The 17318-nt window shown below is 69.4% G+C and carries 18 protein-coding genes; 5 read left to right on the top strand and 13 right to left on the bottom strand.

What is annotated here, in order from left to right; all coding sequences use genetic code 11:
• Positions 1–34 precede the first annotated feature (34 nt).
• The 3 genes from purQ to purC form a co-directional block, all read right to left on the bottom strand.
• Complete coding sequence (gene purQ / locus NVS89_RS13095; protein ID WP_258733195.1) at positions 35–733, bottom strand: phosphoribosylformylglycinamidine synthase subunit PurQ; 699 nt, start codon at positions 731–733, stop codon at positions 35–37.
• A gap of 10 nt (positions 734–743) precedes the next feature.
• Complete coding sequence (gene purS, locus NVS89_RS13090) at positions 744–986, bottom strand: phosphoribosylformylglycinamidine synthase subunit PurS (protein WP_258733194.1); 243 nt, start codon at positions 984–986, stop codon at positions 744–746.
• 141 nt (positions 987–1127) lie between these two features.
• Positions 1128–1937 carry a phosphoribosylaminoimidazolesuccinocarboxamide synthase gene (gene purC, locus NVS89_RS13085; RefSeq protein ID WP_258733193.1) on the bottom strand — a complete coding sequence of 270 codons (810 nt, stop codon included), beginning with the start codon at positions 1935–1937 and terminating at the stop codon, positions 1128–1130.
• A 302-nt stretch (positions 1938–2239) separates the two neighbouring features.
• Between purC and NVS89_RS13080 the strand changes: the two genes are divergently transcribed.
• The 3 genes from NVS89_RS13080 (at position 2240) to NVS89_RS22945 (ending at position 6275) form a co-directional block, all read left to right on the top strand.
• The gene (locus tag NVS89_RS13080) at positions 2240–2563 is read left to right on the top strand and encodes a DUF1476 domain-containing protein (RefSeq protein ID WP_258733192.1); all 324 of its coding nucleotides are present in this window, start codon (positions 2240–2242) and stop codon (positions 2561–2563) included.
• Between the two features lie 241 nt (positions 2564–2804).
• Complete coding sequence (locus NVS89_RS13075) at positions 2805–5411, top strand: SH3 domain-containing protein (protein WP_258733191.1); 2607 nt, start codon at positions 2805–2807, stop codon at positions 5409–5411.
• A 141-nt stretch (positions 5412–5552) separates the two neighbouring features.
• The gene (locus NVS89_RS22945; RefSeq protein WP_309486548.1) at positions 5553–6275 is read left to right on the top strand and encodes an SH3 domain-containing protein; all 723 of its coding nucleotides are present in this window, start codon (positions 5553–5555) and stop codon (positions 6273–6275) included.
• A 15-nt stretch (positions 6276–6290) separates the two neighbouring features.
• On the opposite strand, the gene purB is transcribed toward NVS89_RS22945, so the two are convergent.
• Complete coding sequence (gene purB / locus NVS89_RS13060; protein ID WP_258733190.1) at positions 6291–7598, bottom strand: adenylosuccinate lyase; 1308 nt, start codon at positions 7596–7598, stop codon at positions 6291–6293.
• A gap of 98 nt (positions 7599–7696) precedes the next feature.
• Complete coding sequence (gene rpe / locus NVS89_RS13055) at positions 7697–8383, bottom strand: ribulose-phosphate 3-epimerase (protein WP_258733189.1); 687 nt, start codon at positions 8381–8383, stop codon at positions 7697–7699.
• A 169-nt stretch (positions 8384–8552) separates the two neighbouring features.
• Between rpe and NVS89_RS13050 the strand changes: the two genes are divergently transcribed.
• A complete protein-coding gene (locus NVS89_RS13050; protein ID WP_258733188.1) occupies positions 8553–8936 on the top strand; it encodes a hypothetical protein in 384 nt (127 codons plus the stop codon).
• 122 nt (positions 8937–9058) lie between these two features.
• Here NVS89_RS13050 and NVS89_RS13045 read toward each other — a convergent pair whose 3' ends face one another.
• The 4 genes from NVS89_RS13045 to NVS89_RS13030 form a co-directional block, all read right to left on the bottom strand.
• Positions 9059–9913, bottom strand: coding sequence for a glycine betaine ABC transporter substrate-binding protein (locus tag NVS89_RS13045; protein WP_258733187.1), 855 nt, complete (start codon positions 9911–9913; stop codon positions 9059–9061).
• 79 nt (positions 9914–9992) lie between these two features.
• Positions 9993–10847, bottom strand: a complete 855-nt coding sequence (locus NVS89_RS13040; RefSeq protein ID WP_258733186.1) for an ABC transporter permease — start codon at positions 10845–10847, stop codon at positions 9993–9995.
• 11 nt (positions 10848–10858) lie between these two features.
• The gene (locus NVS89_RS13035) at positions 10859–12070 is read right to left on the bottom strand and encodes a quaternary amine ABC transporter ATP-binding protein (RefSeq protein ID WP_258733185.1); all 1212 of its coding nucleotides are present in this window, start codon (positions 12068–12070) and stop codon (positions 10859–10861) included.
• Between the two features lie 139 nt (positions 12071–12209).
• A complete protein-coding gene (locus NVS89_RS13030; RefSeq protein ID WP_258733184.1) occupies positions 12210–13217 on the bottom strand; it encodes a P1 family peptidase in 1008 nt (335 codons plus the stop codon).
• 228 nt (positions 13218–13445) lie between these two features.
• Between NVS89_RS13030 and NVS89_RS13025 the strand changes: the two genes are divergently transcribed.
• Positions 13446–14177, top strand: a complete 732-nt coding sequence (locus NVS89_RS13025) for a cytochrome c biogenesis CcdA family protein (RefSeq protein ID WP_258733307.1) — start codon at positions 13446–13448, stop codon at positions 14175–14177.
• 20 nt (positions 14178–14197) lie between these two features.
• Here the strand turns inward: NVS89_RS13025 and NVS89_RS13020 are convergent, their stop codons facing one another.
• The 4 genes from NVS89_RS13020 to NVS89_RS13005 all read right to left on the bottom strand — a co-directional run bounded on the left by NVS89_RS13020 (position 14198) and on the right by NVS89_RS13005 (position 17260).
• A complete protein-coding gene (locus NVS89_RS13020; protein ID WP_258733183.1) occupies positions 14198–14710 on the bottom strand; it encodes a GNAT family N-acetyltransferase in 513 nt (170 codons plus the stop codon).
• Positions 14711–14838: 128 nt separating this feature from the next.
• A complete protein-coding gene (locus tag NVS89_RS13015; protein WP_258733182.1) occupies positions 14839–15939 on the bottom strand; it encodes a branched-chain amino acid ABC transporter substrate-binding protein in 1101 nt (366 codons plus the stop codon).
• 131 nt (positions 15940–16070) lie between these two features.
• Positions 16071–16433 carry a DUF6867 family protein gene (locus NVS89_RS13010; RefSeq protein WP_258733306.1) on the bottom strand — a complete coding sequence of 121 codons (363 nt, stop codon included), beginning with the start codon at positions 16431–16433 and terminating at the stop codon, positions 16071–16073.
• 113 nt (positions 16434–16546) lie between these two features.
• On the bottom strand, positions 16547–17260 hold the full coding sequence (locus NVS89_RS13005; protein WP_258733305.1) for an ABC transporter ATP-binding protein: 714 nt from the start codon (positions 17258–17260) through the stop codon (positions 16547–16549).
• Positions 17261–17318: the final 58 nt, after the last annotated feature.

Genomic DNA, 17318 nt, shown 5'->3' with positions numbered 1-17318 from the left:
CGGTTGCGCGAGGTGAGGGCGGGAAGCCGCGGTCTCACACCCGCTCCAGCGCATCCACCATGCTCTCGAACAGGGCGCGCCCGTCGGTGGAACCGAGGAGCGGATCGACCTGGTTCTCCGGGTGCGGCATCAGGCCGAGCACGTTGAGCTTTTCGGAAACGATGCCGGCGATCGAGTTGGCGGCGCCATTCAGCACCTGCGTGTCGTCGCGCCGGCCGTCGGGCATCACATAGCGGAACACCACGCGGCCCTCGCCCTCCAGCCGCTTGAGCGTATCGGCGTCGGCGGCGTAGTTGCCCTCGCCATGGGCGACCGGGAAGCGCACCACCGCGCCCCGGGCGTAGCGGCTGGTGAAGGGGGTGTCGTTGCGCTCGACCTTCAGCAGCGCCTCGCGGCAGATGAAGCGCAGGCGCGCATTGCGCACCAGCACGCCCGGCAGCAGGCCGCTCTCGCACAGGATCTGGAAGCCGTTGCACACGCCCAGTACCAGCCCGCCGCGCGCGGCATGGGCGCGCACCGCGTCCATGATCGCGGCCCGGGCGGCGATGGCGCCGCAGCGCAGATAGTCGCCATAGGAGAAGCCGCCCGGCAGCACCACGAGGTCGGTGCCGGCGGGAAGCTCGGTATCGGCGTGCCAGACCACGGCCGGCTCGACGCCGGTGATCTGCCGGATGGCGTGGGCGACGTCGCCTTCGCGGTTCGAGCCGGGGAAGAGGATGACGGCGGCTTTCATCGGCGAGGCCTCACCCGACGAATTCGATGCGGTAGGTTTCGATCACCGTATTGGCGAGAAGCTTCTCGCAGGCGTCCTTCAGGGTCGCCTCGGCCTTGTCCTTGTCCGTTCCGTCGAGCTCGACGTCGAACACCTTGCCCTGGCGGACACTGGCGATGCCGGGCACGCCGAGCGAGCGCAGGGCGCCCTCTATGGCCTTGCCCTGGGGATCGAGCACCGCGGATTTCAGGGTGACGAGAACGCGTGCCTTCATCAGACCACTCTTGACGACAATGGTTCGGGAATAAAGAAGCGGGGGCCTTTGCGCCCCCGCCTATCATCATGCCGCGAACGGCTCAATGCGCGAATGCGGATGGCAGCCGAGCCATGTGGGCATCGCTCCGGCCGCCGGCCCTCACTCGTCCGGCTCGGATTTCACCAGAACCGGGCCGCTGCCCTGGAGCCGCTCGTTCTCGGCCATGATGCCGAGACGGCGCGCGACTTCCGAATAGGCCTCGACGAGGCCGCCCATGTCGCGGCGGAAACGGTCCTTGTCGAGCTTGTCGTTCGACTTGATGTCCCACAGCCGGCACGAATCCGGGCTGATCTCGTCGGCGACGACGATGCGCATCATGTCGCCTTCCCACAGCCGGCCGCATTCCATCTTGAAGTCGACGAGACGGATGCCGACGCCGAGGAACAGGCCCGACAGGAAGTCGTTGACGCGGATCGCCAGCGCGATGATGTCGTCGATCTCCTGGGTGGTGGCCCAGCCGAAGGCGGTGATGTGCTCTTCCGACACCATCGGGTCGTTGAGCTGGTCGTTCTTGTAATAGAACTCGATGATCGAACGCGGGAGCTGCGTGCCTTCCTCGATGCCCAGGCGCGAAGAGAGCGACCCGGCGGCGACGTTGCGCACGACCACTTCGAGCGGAATGATCTCGACCTCGCGGATGAGCTGCTCGCGCATGTTCAACCGCCGAATGAAATGGGTCGGGACGCCGATCTCGTTCAGCTTCTGAAAGACGTATTCCGAGATGCGGTTGTTGAGGACGCCCTTGCCATCGATGACGTCATGCTTCTTGTTGTTGAAAGCAGTGGCGTCGTCTTTGAAATGCTGAATCAGGGTGCCGGGCTCAGGGCCTTCATACAGGACCTTCGCCTTACCTTCATAAATGCGGCGGCGGCGGCTCATGGGGGGGTACCGTCGGTTGAGGAAGTCCATTGGTGTGCCGAGGCTCCGATGTGTACGGCTTCACGGCGGGGGTACCGAACTTTTGCGCGACCCCTCGCGTGACGATTCGCGTCGCATAGGCACCGGCACCCACGCCCGGACACTAGCCGATCGGGGGAGCGGATACAAACGCGCCGGCGGAAAGGGCCTGTGCATGTTCGGTTCTGCGGCGCCCGAGAGGGCCTGTGAGCGTCACATTGACGTAGGGGCGGCCATGACGCGTCGACGGCGTTGATTTGGGTGCGGGCTCGGGATAATCAACCCCGCGATTTCCGGAACAGGGGCGAGACCGCATGAGCACGTTCGATAAGCGCGAAGATGCGTTCGAGGCGAAGTTCGCCCACGACGAGACGCTGCGCTTCAAGGCGCATGCGCGCCGCAACAAGGCGCTCGGCATGTGGGCGGCCGAGAAGCTCGGCCTGGCCGGCGCCGAGGCCGAGGCCTATGCGCGCACGCTCATCGAGGCCGATCTGGAAGAGGCCGGCGACGAGGACGTCTTCCGCAAGGTGAAGGGTGATTTCGACGCCAAGGGCATCGACGTGTCCGAGCATCGCATCCGCCGGACCATGGAAGAGCTGCTCGCCGAAGCCATCCAGACGCTCAAGACCGAAGGCTGAGCGGGCCGCCGGGCGATGCCGCCCGATTCGGGCGGCATGCACAGAGGTTGCACGTTGGCAACCATCTTTTCGGCATTCAATTGCAAATAGAGGGTATTCCGGGCAAGCGTGAAGGTGGGCCGTTGCCGCGACGTGGCGGCGACGGCGTCAGGAGGAACCGATGCGGTTCACGACACCCTTCGCGCTTGCGTCCGGGCCTGTGGCGTATGGCCTGGCGGTAGCCGGCACATTGGTGGCGGGCATGCCGTCCGCCGATGCCTGGCCGGCGACGACGCGCGCGACCTCGAATGTGAGGGGCGGGCCGGGCACCGCCTATGGCATGCTCGGCACCCTGCCGGCCGGCGCGCCGGTGGACGTCGTCTCCTGTGCCAATGACTGGTGCCGTACCCAGTACGGCTATATCAGCGCCGGGCTGCTGCAGCAGAGCGCGCCGGCGGCTGGCTATGCGGGTGCGCCGGCCTATGGCGCCCCGGGAATGGCGGGGCCGGGCACGGTGCCGGCCTATGCGCCGGCCGGTATGGCCGATGTGGGCTCGACCGCGGCAATGGCGGCGCAGATCGCGACCGCGCCCGGCGCGGTGCATGCGGGTGCCGACACCAGCATGAAGGGCACGCGCACCACCATCGGCACCGCCAATGTGCGCAGCGGCCCCGGCACCCAGTACGACATCGTCAAGACGCTGCCGGACGCGACTTCGGTCGAGGTGTCGGGCTGTGACAATGAGTGGTGCCAGGTCGATGGCGGCTATGTCAGCATCTACCTGCTCTCGCGCGGCGCGGTGCAGCAGGTGCTGCCGGCGCAGGCGCAGCCGCGCCTTCCCGGCTCCGGGCAGGAGACCACCCAGATCTACGGGCTGACGCCGAACGTCGCGCCGCAGACCGGGCGGGCCTACGGGACGGCTGGCTACGCGAATCCGGCCTACGGGACGACGGCCATGGCGACGGCGGCGACGACCGCCACCGTCAATGTGCGCTCGGGTCCGGGCACCGGCACCAACGTGCTCGGCACGCTGCCGGCGGGGACGCCGGTGAACGTTGCCGGCTGTTCGGGTAGCTGGTGCCGCACCCAGTACGGCTATGTCAGCGCGCGCTATCTCGGCCAGACCGTTCGCGGGGTGGGCCCCGGCCTGTCGCAGGCCCGGACGATGATGGCGCCTCCCGCCGCGAGCTACGTAGCGCCCACCTATGCGGGCGCGCCGGCCTATGCCGCCCCCGGCATGGCGGCGCCGGGCACGGTGCCGGCCTATGCGCCGGCCGGCATGGCCGATGTGGGCTCGACCGCAGCGATGGCGGCGCAGATCGCCACCGCGCCCGGCGCGGTGCATGCGGGCGCCGACACCAGCATGAAGGGTACGCGCACCACCATCGGCACGGCCAATGTGCGCAGCGGCCCCGGCACCCAGTACGACATCGTCAAGACGCTGCCGGACGCGACATCGGTGGAAGTCTCGGGCTGCGACAATGAGTGGTGCCAGGTCGACGGCGGCTATGTCAGCATCTACCTGCTCTCGCGCGGGGCGGTGCAGCAGGTCCTGCCGGCGCAGGCGCAACCCCGTCTTCCCGGCTCCGGGCAGGAGACCACCCAGATCTACGGCCTGACGCCGAACGTCGCGCCGCAGACCGGGCGAGCCTACGGGACGGCTGGCTACGCGAACCCGGCCGACGGGACGACGGCCATGGCGACGGCGGCGACGACCGCCACCGTCAATGTGCGTTCGGGTCCGGGCACCGGCACCAACGTGCTCGGCACGCTGCCGGCGGGGACGCCGGTGAATGTCGCCGGCTGCTCGGATAGCTGGTGCCGGACCCAGTACGGCTATGTCAGCGCGCGCTATCTCGGGCAGGTAGGCGCGGGGGCATTCACCGGAAGCGCCTTGCAGCCGCCGGCCGGGGTGCCATCGGCTGCGGCGCCGGCCGCGGTGCCCGTCGGGCGGGCCTACGCGCCGGGCGTCTCGCCCGCCGGCACCTCGACCTCGCAGATGGCGGGCGGCAGCACGACGGCGACGCCGGTCGGCTACACCGCCACCACGCTCGCCGGCGTGAATGTGCGCACCGGCCCCGGCACCAGCTACGACGTCATCTCCACCCTGCCGGCCGGCAGCCCGGTGGAGGTGCGCTCCTGTGGCACCGGCTGGTGCGCGACCCAGTACGGCTATGTCAGCGCGCGGCATCTCTCGACCTCCGGCGCGGCGCCGACGCGCGTCACCGTGCGGCCCGCGCAGGCCGGTTCGGGCAGCTATTCCAGCGCCGCCTATGCCGGGCCGAGCTACGGCGCCACCACGGGCTATGCCGATACGACCCCGACTTATGTGGCGCAGGGCTATCCCGCCGAGGGCTATCCGCCCGAGAGCTATCCCGGGCAGTATTATCCCGGCGGCACCTATCCCAGCTATGTCGGCTCGCCGGTGCTGGCGGCGCTCGCGGCGCCGGTGGTGGGCGTGGCGGCGGCCGTCGACACGCTGGCCAGCGGCTTCGACGGCTGGGGCGGCGGCGCGCCCACTTACGGCTATGGCTACGGCTTCAACTACCGCTGGCGGGCGAGCTGGGGGCCGGGCTACTGGGGCCCGGGCCTCTACGGCGCCAACCGCCCGACCTACTGGGGCGCGCGGCCGAGCTACTGGGGCGGGCGGCCGACCTACTGGAACATGCACCCCGGCTATCCCGCCTACACCGCGCGCTTCGGCGACCGCAACGGCGACACCTACTGGTCGCGGCGCGGTGGCGGGCGCCTGCCGCAGCGGCCCAGCTACTATTCCGGCATCGGCCCTCACTGGCAGGGGCCCTACCAGGAAGGGCCGGGCTATCGCGGCCGTCCGGTGGTCTGGCGCGCCTCCTCGCGGTGGTATTGACGATCACGTGACCGGATCGGCCGGCGGGATAGGTGGTGCAACCGATTGCCGGCTTGCATGTTGCTATCTCACATGAACGCCGGGGCTGCCTTTCGTGGCAGCCCGCCGGGGCTCGGCCCCCGGGGTGGTGAGGAGAGTACGATGTTCCTTCCCGGCTGCCTTTCGCCCAGACCGCTGTTTCTGGCGCTTGGCCTTCTCTTGGCCGGCAGCGCGGCCGCGGCGGCACGTCCCGCCGTCGCCACGGCCGATCTCAACGTGCGAAGCGGCCCCGGCACCCGCTACCGGGTGGTCGGGGTGCTGCAGGCGGGCCAGCAGGTGGATGCCGGCTCGTGCAGCGGCGGCTGGTGCCGCGTCGGCGGCGGCTATGCGAGTTCGCGCTATCTCGCCTTCGGCGGCTCGGGCGCGCGCATCATCGTGCGGCCGGACTACTACGACGACTATGACGACGACTATATCGGCTTCGGCTATGGCTACGGCCCCAGCTGGGGTTGGGGCTGGGGCGGGGCCACCTGGGCGCCCTGGGGCGGCTACTGGGGCCCGCCGCGCTATTACGGCCGCAATTATTGGGGTCCCAATCCGCCCCCGGGTGCCAAGCCCCCTCCGGGCTACCGTCCGCCCCCGGGCTACCGGCCGCCTCCGGGCAATCGGCCGGCCTACCGCCCGCCGCCGGGCTATCGCTCAAAGCCCGGCTACCGTCCGGGCGTGGGTCCGCGTCCGCCATATGCGGGGCCGAGGTCGCCGAGTTACGGGCCGCGGCCGCCCGGCTACCGCCCGCCGCCGCGCTCGGCCTACGGCCCCCGCGGCGGACCTCCCGGCGGTGGCGGCCGCCCGCCGGTCTACCGGCCGGGCTCGGCGCGCCACTGAGCGGGCGCGCCCTTCTCAGGCGCGTCCGAAGACGCGCCTGAAGATCGTGTCGACGTGTTTGAGGTGGTAGCCGAGATCGAATTTCTCGACGATCTCCTCGGCCGAGAGATACTGGCGGACCTCGGGGTCGTTGGTGAGAAGGGTCTGGAACTCGCCTTCGCCCCGCCACACCGGCATCGCGTTGCGCTGCACGAGGCGGTAGGCGTCCTCCCGCGAGGCACCCTTCTGGGTCAGCGCCAGCAGCACGCGCTGCGAGTGCACCAGCCCGCCGAGCCGGTCGAGGTTCTTCTGCATGTTCTCCGGGTAGACGACGAGCTTCTCGACGACGCCGGCGAGGCGGTTCAGCGCGAAGTCGAGCGTGACGGTGCCGTCCGGCCCGATCATGCGCTCCACCGAGGAGTGCGAGATGTCGCGCTCGTGCCAGAGGGCGACGTTCTCCAGCGCCGGCGTCACCATGCCGCGCACGAGGCGGGCGAGGCCGGTGATGTTCTCCGTGAGCACCGGGTTGCGCTTGTGCGGCATGGCCGACGAGCCCTTCTGGCCGGCGGAGAAGAACTCCTCGACCTCGAGAACCTCGGTGCGCTGAAGGTGGCGGATCTCGGTCGCCACGCGCTCCATCGAGGAGGCGACGACGCCGAGCGTGGCGAAGAACATGGCGTGGCGGTCGCGCGGGATGACCTGGGTCGAGACCGGCTCGACCGCGAGCCCCATCTTCTCCGCCACATATTCCTCAACCCGCGGGTCGATCTGCGCGAAGGTGCCCACGGCGCCGGAAATGGCGCAGGTCGCGACCTCGTGGCGGGCGGCGACGAGGCGGGCGCGGTTGCGCTGGAACTCGGCATGGGCCTGGGCGAGCTTGAGCCCGAAGGTGGTCGGCTCGGCGTGGATGCCGTGCGAGCGGCCGACCGTCGGGGTCAGCTTGTGCTCGAAGGCGCGGGCCTCCAGCGCCGCGAGCAGGCGGTCGACATCCTTGATGAGGATGTCCGCCGCGCGCACGAGCTGCACGTTGAGGCAGGTGTCGAGCACGTCCGAGGAGGTCATGCCCTGGTGGACGAAGCGCGCCTCCGGGCCGACGATCTCGGCGAGATGGGTGAGGAAGGCGATCACGTCGTGCTTGGTAACCGCCTCGATCTCGTCGATGCGGGCGACGTCGAAGGTCGCGTCCTTCCCCATCTCCCAGATCTTCGCCGCGGCCTCCTTCGGCACGACGCCGATCTCGGCGAGGGCGTCGGTGGCGTGGGCCTCGATCTCGAACCAGATGCGGAAGCGGGTCTGCGGCTCCCAGATGGAAGCCATCTCGGGACGTGTATAGCGCGGGATCACGGGCGGCTCTTTCGGCAGTCGGGCAATGGATGGCGCGCATTAGCAGATAGGCGGGGGCACGACAAATCCCGCCGTCGGCGCCGGTCCGTGCCGTCCGTTCAGACGAGCTCCCCGCGCTCGCGCGCGGCGGCGTCGCGGATGGCGCGGATATTGGCCGCATAGGCGCCGGGGCCGCCCTTGAAGACCGCCGAGCCGGCGACCAGCGCGTTGGCGCCGGCGGCCATGCACAGGCCCGCCGTGTCGGGGGCGATGCCGCCGTCGATCTCGATGTCGATCGGCCGGTCGCCGACCATCGCGGCGAGGCGCCGCACCTTGTCCATCACCGGGGTGAGGAAGGCCTGGCCGCCGAAGCCGGGATTGACCGTCATCACGATGATCACGTCGATGATGTCGAGCACGTATTCGATGGTCTCGGGAGGCGTCGCCGGGTTGATGGCGACGCCCGCCTTCTTGCCCAGCGCGCGGATCGCCTGCAGCGAGCGGTGCAGGTGCGGCCCCGCCTCGACATGGACGCTGATGTGGTCGGCGCCGGCCTTGGCGAAGGCTTCGAGATAGGGATCGGCCGGCTCGATCATGAGGTGCACGTCGAACGGCTTGGCGGTGAGCGGGCGGATCGCCTTCACCACGTCCGGGCCGAACGAGATGTTGGGCACGAAATGCCCGTCCATGATGTCGATGTGGATCCAGTCGGCGCCGGCCGCGTCGACCGCGCGCACTTCCTCGCCGAAGCGGGCGAAGTCGCTGGCGAGGATGGAGGGGGCGATGATGAGCGGACGGATGTTCATGGGGCAGGCCTCCGGCTGAGGCGGGCCGTAGCATGCGTGCAGGGCACCCGCAATATTGTCCCCGATCCCGGCGAACCCGGATGCTCCGTTAACCATGTGCGGCTAGGCTTCGATTCGCGCTGATGCGGTCGGCGGCACGAGCGAAACGATCGACGAGGGAGATCCCGGTATGAAGAGTGCACGTTATCTGGCGGCGGGCGCCGTGGTCGCTGCCGTCAGCCTGTTCGCGGCGATGCCGCAGGCGAATGCCTGGCGCGCCGGCGCCTGCGGGGCGCGCGGCTGTGTCGGTGCGGGCGGGCCCGGCTTTTACAATCCCGGCCATTACTACGGCGCCGGGCGCTATTACGGCCCCGTGCCGCGCGGTGGCGGCGTGGTGGTGGTCAATCCGCGCCGCTACTGGGCGCCGGGCGGAGCGGTGGCCGCGGGCGCCGCGCTCGGGTTCCTGACGGGCGTCGCCGCGGCGAGCCTCGCCGGCCCGCCGCCCCATCCCAACTATTGCTGGTTCTACACCAACCCCCAGCGCACGACCGGTTTCTGGGAGCCGTGCCCCTGATCCGGGGCGGTCGCGCCTGAAGCGTGCGATACGAAACGGCGGCCGGGATGATGTCCCGGCCGCCGTTCTCGTCTCATGCCGGCCCATGCGGGCCGGTCGAGCGGGCCTCATTCAGACCAAGGTCACTTGGACCAGGCGTCGACCTTGTCCTTGTTGGCGTCGACCCAGGCGCGGGCGGTGGCCGCCGGATCGGTGCCGGGCTTGTTGTTCTCGACCATCACCGCCTGCTCGTCGGCGAGCGACAGGTTGAAATTGTCGAGGATCTTGTAGGCCTCCGGCGCCTCGTCCTTGAGACCGGTCGAGACGACGGTGTTGACGGTCTCCTCGCCGCCGAACACGCCCTTCGGGTCCTTGAGGTACTTCAGGTCCCAGGTGGCGAACATCCAGTGCGGGGTCCAGGTCGTCACGACGATGGGCTGCTTCTTGGAATAGGCGTCCTTGAGGGCGGCGACCATGGTGGCGTCCGAGCCCTCGACCAGCGTCACCGGCAGGTCGTAATCCTTGATCGCCGTCTCCGAGGCCTTCATCAGGCCGGCGCCGGGGTCGATGCCGATGATCTTGCCGCCGAACATGTCGGCCTTGCCCTTGATGTCCTCGATCGAGTCGATGTCGACATAGGTCGGCACGGCCCAGCCGATCTTGGCGCCGGTCACGTTCGGGCCGAGATTGACCACCTTGTCCTTCAGCTTCTTGTAGTAGGCGGCGTGGGTCGCCGGCAGCCAGGCGGCGACCATGCCGTCCGCCTCGCCCGAGGCGACGGCCTGCCACATGGCGGCGCCCGAGAGCGGGACGATCTTCACCGTGTAGCCCTTGTCCTCGAGAGCGGCCTTGACGATGTTGGTCGCCACCACCGCATCCGACCATTCGACATAGGCGATGGTCAGATCCTTCTTCTCCGCATGGGCCGCGCCCGAGGCTAGGCCGAAGACGGTGGCCGCCGCTGCGGCGGTGCGGGCGAGTTTTCCTAGGATGGACATGTTGGTTGGCTCCACTCTCAGAGGTTCGGGGCAGGGCTGCTGACGCCCTTTCTGTGCCGGTTCGTTCAGGCCACGCGGTTCAGCCGTGCTCCGTGTCGGTGCGCAGGCGCCGGGCGATGTGCTGGGTGATGCGGTCTAGGATGACGGCGAGCACGACGATGGCGATGCCGGCCTGGAAGCCCATGCCCGCCTCCAGCCGCTGGATCGCCTTCCACACCTCGCCGCCGAGCCCGCCGGCGCCGATCATGGCGGCGATCACCACCATGGAGAGCGCCAGCATGATGGTCTGGTTGATGCCGGCCATGATGGTCGGGATGGCGAGCGGAAGCTGGATCTTGAACAGCTTCTGCCATTTGGTGGATCCGAACGCGTCGGCCGCTTCCACCAGCATGGGCGGCGTCTGCAGGATGCCGAGCGCGGTGAGCCGGATCGTCGGCGGCATGGCGAAGACGATGGTGGCGAAGCTCGCCGACACCGCGCCGAGGCCGAAGAACGGGATCGCCGGGATCAGATAGACGAAGCTCGGCATGGTCTGCATCATGTCGAGCGCCGGCGAGGCGACGCGCCAGAAGCGCTTGCTGAGCGCGGCGCTGATGCCGATCGGGATGCCGATCGCCAGCGCGAACAGGGTCGAGACCAGCACCAGCACCAGAGATTGCAGGGTCGCGCGCCACAGCTCCACGTTCCACAGGAACAGGAAGCCGAGCACCGACCACAGCGCGATCCGCACCGTGGTCAGCCGCCACACGATCAGGCCGAAGGCGGCGATCACGAGCCAGGGCGGTAGGCCGACCAGGAAATCGGTGGTCGCCTCGATGCCGGTGCCGACCACCGCGCTCATCGCCCGGGTGACGCCGGAGAAATGGTCGGTCGCCCAGTCGAGCGCGATGTCGCACCATTCGGCGAGGGGGATCTGCGGAATCTCGAACGCCATGGCCGGTCCCCTCAATGCGCCGTCTGCGGGCCGGCTTCCTGCCGCCGGCGCGCCAGCGCGGCGACGAGGTCGGCATTGGCGATGACGCCCTTCAGTTCGCGGCCGCTGCCGACCACGGCGATCTCGCCGCGGCCGGAGGCGAGCTTCGAGACCGCGTCGTTGAGCGTCGCGCCCTCGGGCACGCAGGCGTCCTTGTCGCTGAGCAGGAAGCGCAGCTCGGTCTCGCCCGCGCCCTTCAGGGTCTCGGCGTCGACCGTGCCCTGGAAGCGGCCCTCCTGGCAGACCACGGTGACGACCGGCTCGCCCGACTGGGTGAGGCTGGCGAGCGCCGCCGCGGCGGTGCTGAACCAGGGCTTCACCGCCGCCGGGGCGCGCATCGCGTCGCCCGCCGTCACCACGCCGAGCACGTCGATATGTTCGACGAAGCGGCGCACATACTCGTCCGCCGGGGCGGCGAGGAAATCGGCGGCGGTGCCCTCCTGGACCACGCGCCCGTCCTTCATCAGCACGATGCGCCCGCCCAGCGCGATCGCCTCATCGAGGTCGTGGCTGACGAAGACGATGGTCTTCTTCAGCCGGCGCTGCAGCGCTACAAGCTCCTGCTGCATATCGCGCCGGATCAGCGGGTCGAGGGCGCTGAAGGCCTCGTCCATCAGCAGGATGTCGGGGTCGAGGGCGAGGGCGCGGGCGAGCCCGGCGCGCTGCTGCATGCCGCCGGAGAGCTGGGCGGGATAATGCTGGTCCCATCCCGCGAGCCCGACCGTCTCGATGGCGGCGAGGGCGCGCTCGCGCCGCTGCGCGACCGGCACGCCCTGCACCTCGAGCCCGTATTCGACGTTGCGCTGGATGGTGCGATGGGGGAACAGCGCGAATTGCTGGAACACCATGCCGAAGCGGGTGCGCCGGAACGCCAGCAGCTCCCGCTCGCCCAGCGTCGTCACGTCGACATCGTCGACCATCACCTGGCCGGCGGTCGGCTCGATCAGCCGGTTGATGCAGCGAAGGCAGGTCGACTTGCCCGAGCCCGAGAGGCCCATGACGACGAGGATCTCGCCCTCGGCGATGTCGAAGGAGACGTCCTGCAGCCCGACCACCGCGCCGGTGGCCTTGAGCACCTCATTGCGGTCGCGCCCGGCCTGCAGCAGCGACAGCGCGGGCCCGGCGTCGTCGCCGAAGATCTTGGTCAGGCCGCGAACCCTGATGCGTGGCCGGTTCTGGCTCATGCGCTCCCCTCTGATTGAGGGAAGTGTCGGGCGCATGGCTGCTATGCAGATTGGACCGATGCGACAAGCAGGGCTGCGGAAACGACACTTCTATGACGAAAGGTCACTTCTGTTGCGTTCCCCGCAATAAGCGGGCCCTTCAGCCGTCCCAGCGCGCGCGCCAGCTCGGCAGGGTGCCGGGCTGCGGCAGGGCGGTCGCCTCGTAGACGGCGCGGGCGCAGGCGCGGGCGAGCGTCGCCACCACCGCCGAGCCGATGAGCGCGAGGTCGAACACCGGATCGGCCAGCGCGTGCTTGCCGGTCGCCGCCGCGAAGATGGTGTCGCCGTCGAGCGGGGTGTGGACCGGCCAGATGGCGCGGGCATAGCCGTCATGGGCCATGACGGCGAGGCGCTTGCACTGGGCCTTGGTCAGCACGGCATCGGTCGCCACCACCGCGATGGTGGTGTTGGCGATGGCCGGCTCGACCTCCGGGGGCAGGCCCTTCAGCGCCGGGCGCGAGGGCAGGTCGGGCAGGGGGCTCGGCAGGCCGAGGCCGCCGAACTCGGCCTCCCGCTCGAACGGCGCGGCCCAGAAATGCGGGCCCTCGCCGACATTCGTGGCGCCGCACGCGTTCACCGCCACCAGCGCGCCGACCACGTGGCCGGAGGCCGCGACCATGGAGGCCGAGCCGAGCCCGCCCTTGAGCGTCGCCGTCGTCGCGCCGGTGCCCGCGCCGGCCGTGCCGAGCGCGAAATCGATCGCGGCCGCGTTGGCAGCGGCGTAGCCGAGCTCGCGATAGGGCGGGAAGCGGCCCCACTCCTTGTCGCCGCCATTGATCAGGTCGAACAGCACCGCGCCGGGCACGATCGGCACCCGCGCATCGCCGACCGGAAAGCCGATGCCGCGCTCGGCCAGCGCCGCCATCACGCCCGCGGCGGAATCGAGCCCGAAGGCTGAGCCGCCCGAGAGGCACAGCGCGTGGATGGCGCCCACGGTCTCGTCGGGCGCGAGCAGGTCGGTCTCGCGGGTGCCGGGACCGCCGCCGCGCACGTCCACCGAGGCGACGGTCGGCTCGTCGAACACGATCGCCGTCACGCCGGAGGCGAGGGCGAGGTCGGTGGCGTTGCCCACCTTCAGGCCGGCGACGTCGGTGATCAGGTTGCGCATGGAAATCTCCGTATCCCGGCATCACATCATGGCGAGAGGCGCGCTTCCCCGCGATCCGGCCCGCCGGCCCCGACGCCTGGAAAGGGCGCCGATTCAACGGCTTGCAGCTTGTGCCGGGCGCGGTCCGGGTTCAAGTCCCGCGGCCCGTGCTCCAACCCGCCGCATTGCATAACCTCCGGCGGGCGTGCATTGGGAAGCTCTCGGAACGATGCAAGGTTGTCCAGTTTCATGGCCGACGTCACGCTCCCGGCCGCCTTCGTGGCCGGAATCGCCAGCTTCGCCTCTCCCTGCGTCCTGCCGCTGGTCCCGCCCTATCTGTGCTATCTCGCCGGCACCAGCCTCGACCAGATCACGCACAAGGCCCCGACCGATGCCGCCGCGCGGCGCACGCTCGGCGCGGCGCTGCTGTTCGTGGCCGGCTTCTCCACCGTCTTCGTCGCGCTGGGCGCGGGCGCCTCGGTGATCGGGGGCTATCTGCGGCTGTATTCGCAGGAACTGGCGATCGTGGCAGGCGTCGCCATCCTGGCGATGGGGCTGCACTTCCTCGGCGTGTTGCGGTTCGGCTGGCTGACGCAGACCAAGCGGGTGCATGTCGACGCGCCCACCACGCTCGCCGGCGCCTATGTGATGGGCCTCGCCTTCGCCTTCGGCTGGACCCCCTGCATCGGCCCGGTGCTGGCCGCGATCCTCGCGGTCGCCGCGAGCGAGCAGACATTGACCCACGGCGCCGGATTGCTGGCGATCTACTCGGCCGGGCTCGGCGTGCCGTTCATCCTCGTCGCCGCGATGGCGCGGCCGGCGCTCGGCATGCTCGGCCATGCGCGCCGCTACCTGCCGGTGGTCGAGAAGGTGATGGGCGCGCTGCTGGTGCTCACCGGCATCGGCTTCCTGTCGGGATGGATGTCGACGCTGAGCTACTGGATGCTGGAGACCTTCCCGGGGCTGGCCAATTTCGGCTGAGACCCGCGTCGGCACGGCCGTCAGTGCCCGCCGAGCGGCTTGCGCATGCGGATGCACGCCATGCGCAACCCGCCGCCCAGCACGTGCTCGCCGGTCCGCTCGACCGCGAAGCCGTGGCTGCGGTAGAACGCCTCCGCATTGAGGCTCGCATCCATCACCAGCTCGCGAAGGCCGTATCTGCGGGCTCGGCGCTCCAGCGCCGCGAGCATGGCGGCGCCGATGCCCTTGCGGCCATAGTCGGGGTGCACATAGACCGCGCGCAATTCGCGCCGGTCCGGGACGAACGAGCCGAAGCCGACGATCCCCACCCCGCGCGCCCGCGCCACGACCGCTTCCTCGATCCCGTTCTCGATGCGCAGGGCGAGGGCCTCCACATGCGCGTGCCGGATCGGGAGCGGAGCCCAGGCCTCGATGATCTCGGGCGGATAGAAATCCGCCGCCGTGCCCCTTATGGCGGCGCGGTGCACCGCGAGGATGGCCTCGGCATCGTCGGGACGGGCAGTGGCGAGGCGGATATCGGGAGGCATCGGCATTTCGGAATCCTGCGGCACGGCGCGGCAGGTTTCCGCAAATCGCCCGACAAGTCACCCATAAGAAAACCCGCCGGATCGCTCCGGCGGGTTTCCTCGTTCAGACGCTGGCGCCCGGTCGGCGCGCGCGCTCAGAGCTCCGAGTAGCCGCCGTCCTTCCAGACGTAGACGACGTAGTCGCCGCTGGTGCGGTCACCCTTCTTGTCGAAGGAGAGCTTGCCCAGAACGGTGTCGAACTCCTTGCCCGAGTGCATGTACTCGGCGATCTTCTCGGGATCGAGCGACTTGGTCGCGTCGGCCGACTGCTGCAGCACCTGGCCGGCGGCGTAGGTGTAGAGCACGTAACCTTCCGGATCGATGCCGTTCTTCTTGAACTCGTCCACAACCTTGGCGGCCGAGGGGATCTTGCGCGGATCCGAGCCGAAGGTCATGAGCGTGCCGGCGGCGCCCGGACCGGCGATGGTCCAGAACTCCTTGTCGGTGATGCCGTCACCCGAGAACAGCACGGTGTCCATGCCCTGGTCGCGCATCTGGCGCACCAGCAGGCCGGCTTCCGTGTGCAGGCCGCCATAGTAGAGGACCTGGACGCCCGCGGCCTTCAGCTTCGAGACGAGGGCCGAATAGTCCTTCTCGCCCGGGTTGATGCCCTCATAGACGACTTCCTCGACGCCGCCGGCGTTCATCGCCTTCTTGGTCTCGTCGGCGAGGCCCTTGCCGTACGGGGTCTTGTCGTGGACGATCGCGACCTTCTTGTCCTTCAGGTTCTTCAGGATGTACTCGGCCGCGATGGCGCCCTGCTGGTCGTCGCGACCGCAGGTGCGGAACACCTCGGCGAGGCCGCGCTCGGTCAGGGTCGGGTTGGTCGAGGCCGGGGAGATCATCAGCACGCCGGCTTCGTCATACTGCTCGGAGGCCGGGATCGACACGCCCGAGTTGAAGTGGCCGAGCACGAACTTGACGCCGTCGGCAATAAACTTGTTGGCCACCGAAATGCCCTGCTCGGGCTTGGAGGCGTCGTCGCCGATGACGATCTCGACCTTCTTGCCGAGCAGGCCGCCGCCGGCATTGACGTCTGCCGCCCACTGCTCGGCGCCGTTCTTGAGCTGCGCACCAAAGGTTGCGTTCGCCCCCGTGATGGGGCCGGCGACGCCGACCTTGACCTGCGCCGAGGCCGGTACGGCCAACGCCGCCATGGCGCCAAGCGCGATGCCGGCAAACAGAAGCTTCTTCATGAACTTCTCTCCTGGTTATCCAAGGGTGGTGTTTTCACGGCCTCTACGGCGCGGTGGCTCTCCCCCCGAGCCGATATCATGCCCTTTTCCATGCCCGTGTCGATTACGAAGCGAAACATGGCGAAGGTCGTTCACGCCGAGTTCCCGGCGCTCGCGCGGCTGGCGTCCTCGGTCCAGCCGAACGGTCCTGACCGACGGTAAATCCAACCATAGCGCGTGGCCATCTGGTTCGCGCGCTCGGCGCGGAAGCCGAGCGTGGTGACCGAGATGACGAAGGCGGCGTCGACGATGAAATAGTGGAGCGACAGCAACGTGCCCTGGAACAGCGCGTAGTGGAAGAAACGCACCACGCAGGCCAGCAGCAGCGCGTAGAGCACCGCCTGCCGGTAGCTGCGCCAGGTGTGGGCCATGGAGCGTCCCGACAGCCAGGCCGCGCCCCCGCCGAGGAAGGCGGTGACCAGCGCGAACTCGCCGCGCGAGACCCCGGCCACCAGCGTGGGCGCGAAGACCCAGGCCAGCACGAGCGCGACGATGATGACGATCGGCACCACGACCGCGAGGCTGGTCGGGGCGCCCTGGGAGATGAGGGTGCCGGCGCGATCGGACATCAGTGCTTCCCGCCTTCCAGGTAGGCCGCCCGGACTTCCGGGCGCTCCAGCAATTCGTGGCCGCTGCCCGAGAGCGTGACGGCGCCGTTCACCAGCACGTAGCCGCGATGGGCGAGCTTGAGCGCGTGGAACGCGTTCTGCTCGACGAGGAACACGGTGAGCCCCTCGGAGCGGTTGAGCTCGCGGATCGCGTCGAAGATCAGCTTCACGATCAGCGGGGCGAGGCCGAGCGAGGGCTCGTCGAGCATCAGAAGGCGCGGGCGGCTCATCAGCGCGCGGCCGATGGCGAGCATCTGCTGCTCGCCGCCCGACAGCGTGCCGCCGCGCTGGTTGATGCGCTCCTTGAGCCGGGGGAACAGGTCGAACACCTTGCGCAGGTCGTCGTCGAAATGGGCGAAGCCGTCGACCGCCGCGCCCATCTGCAGGTTCTCGAACACGGTCATGCGCGGGAAGATGCGCCGGCCCTCGGGCGACTGGGCGATCCGAAGCTGGGCGATCTCGTGGGTCGGCACCTTGGTGATGTCGCGCCCCTCATAAATCACCGCGCCCTCGCGCGCCCTCGGCTGGCCGAAGATGGTCATCATCAGCGTCGACTTGCCGGCGCCGTTGGAGCCGATCAGGGTGACGATCTCGCCCTGGTAGACGTCCACGTCGACGCCCTTCAGCGCCATGATGTTCCCGTAGAAGGTCTTCACGCCCCGCACCGAGAGCATCGGCACGGCCCCCGAGCCGGCGGGCTGGGAGGCTGCCGCGGGGTCGGGAGCCAGTGTA

The organism is Ancylobacter mangrovi, from assembly GCF_024752355.1.
GTDB classification, from domain to species: Bacteria; Pseudomonadota; Alphaproteobacteria; order Rhizobiales; family Xanthobacteraceae; genus Ancylobacter; species Ancylobacter mangrovi.
The sequence above is the reverse complement of the archived record's forward strand: the minus strand, read 5'-3'. Positions and strand labels throughout refer to the sequence as shown.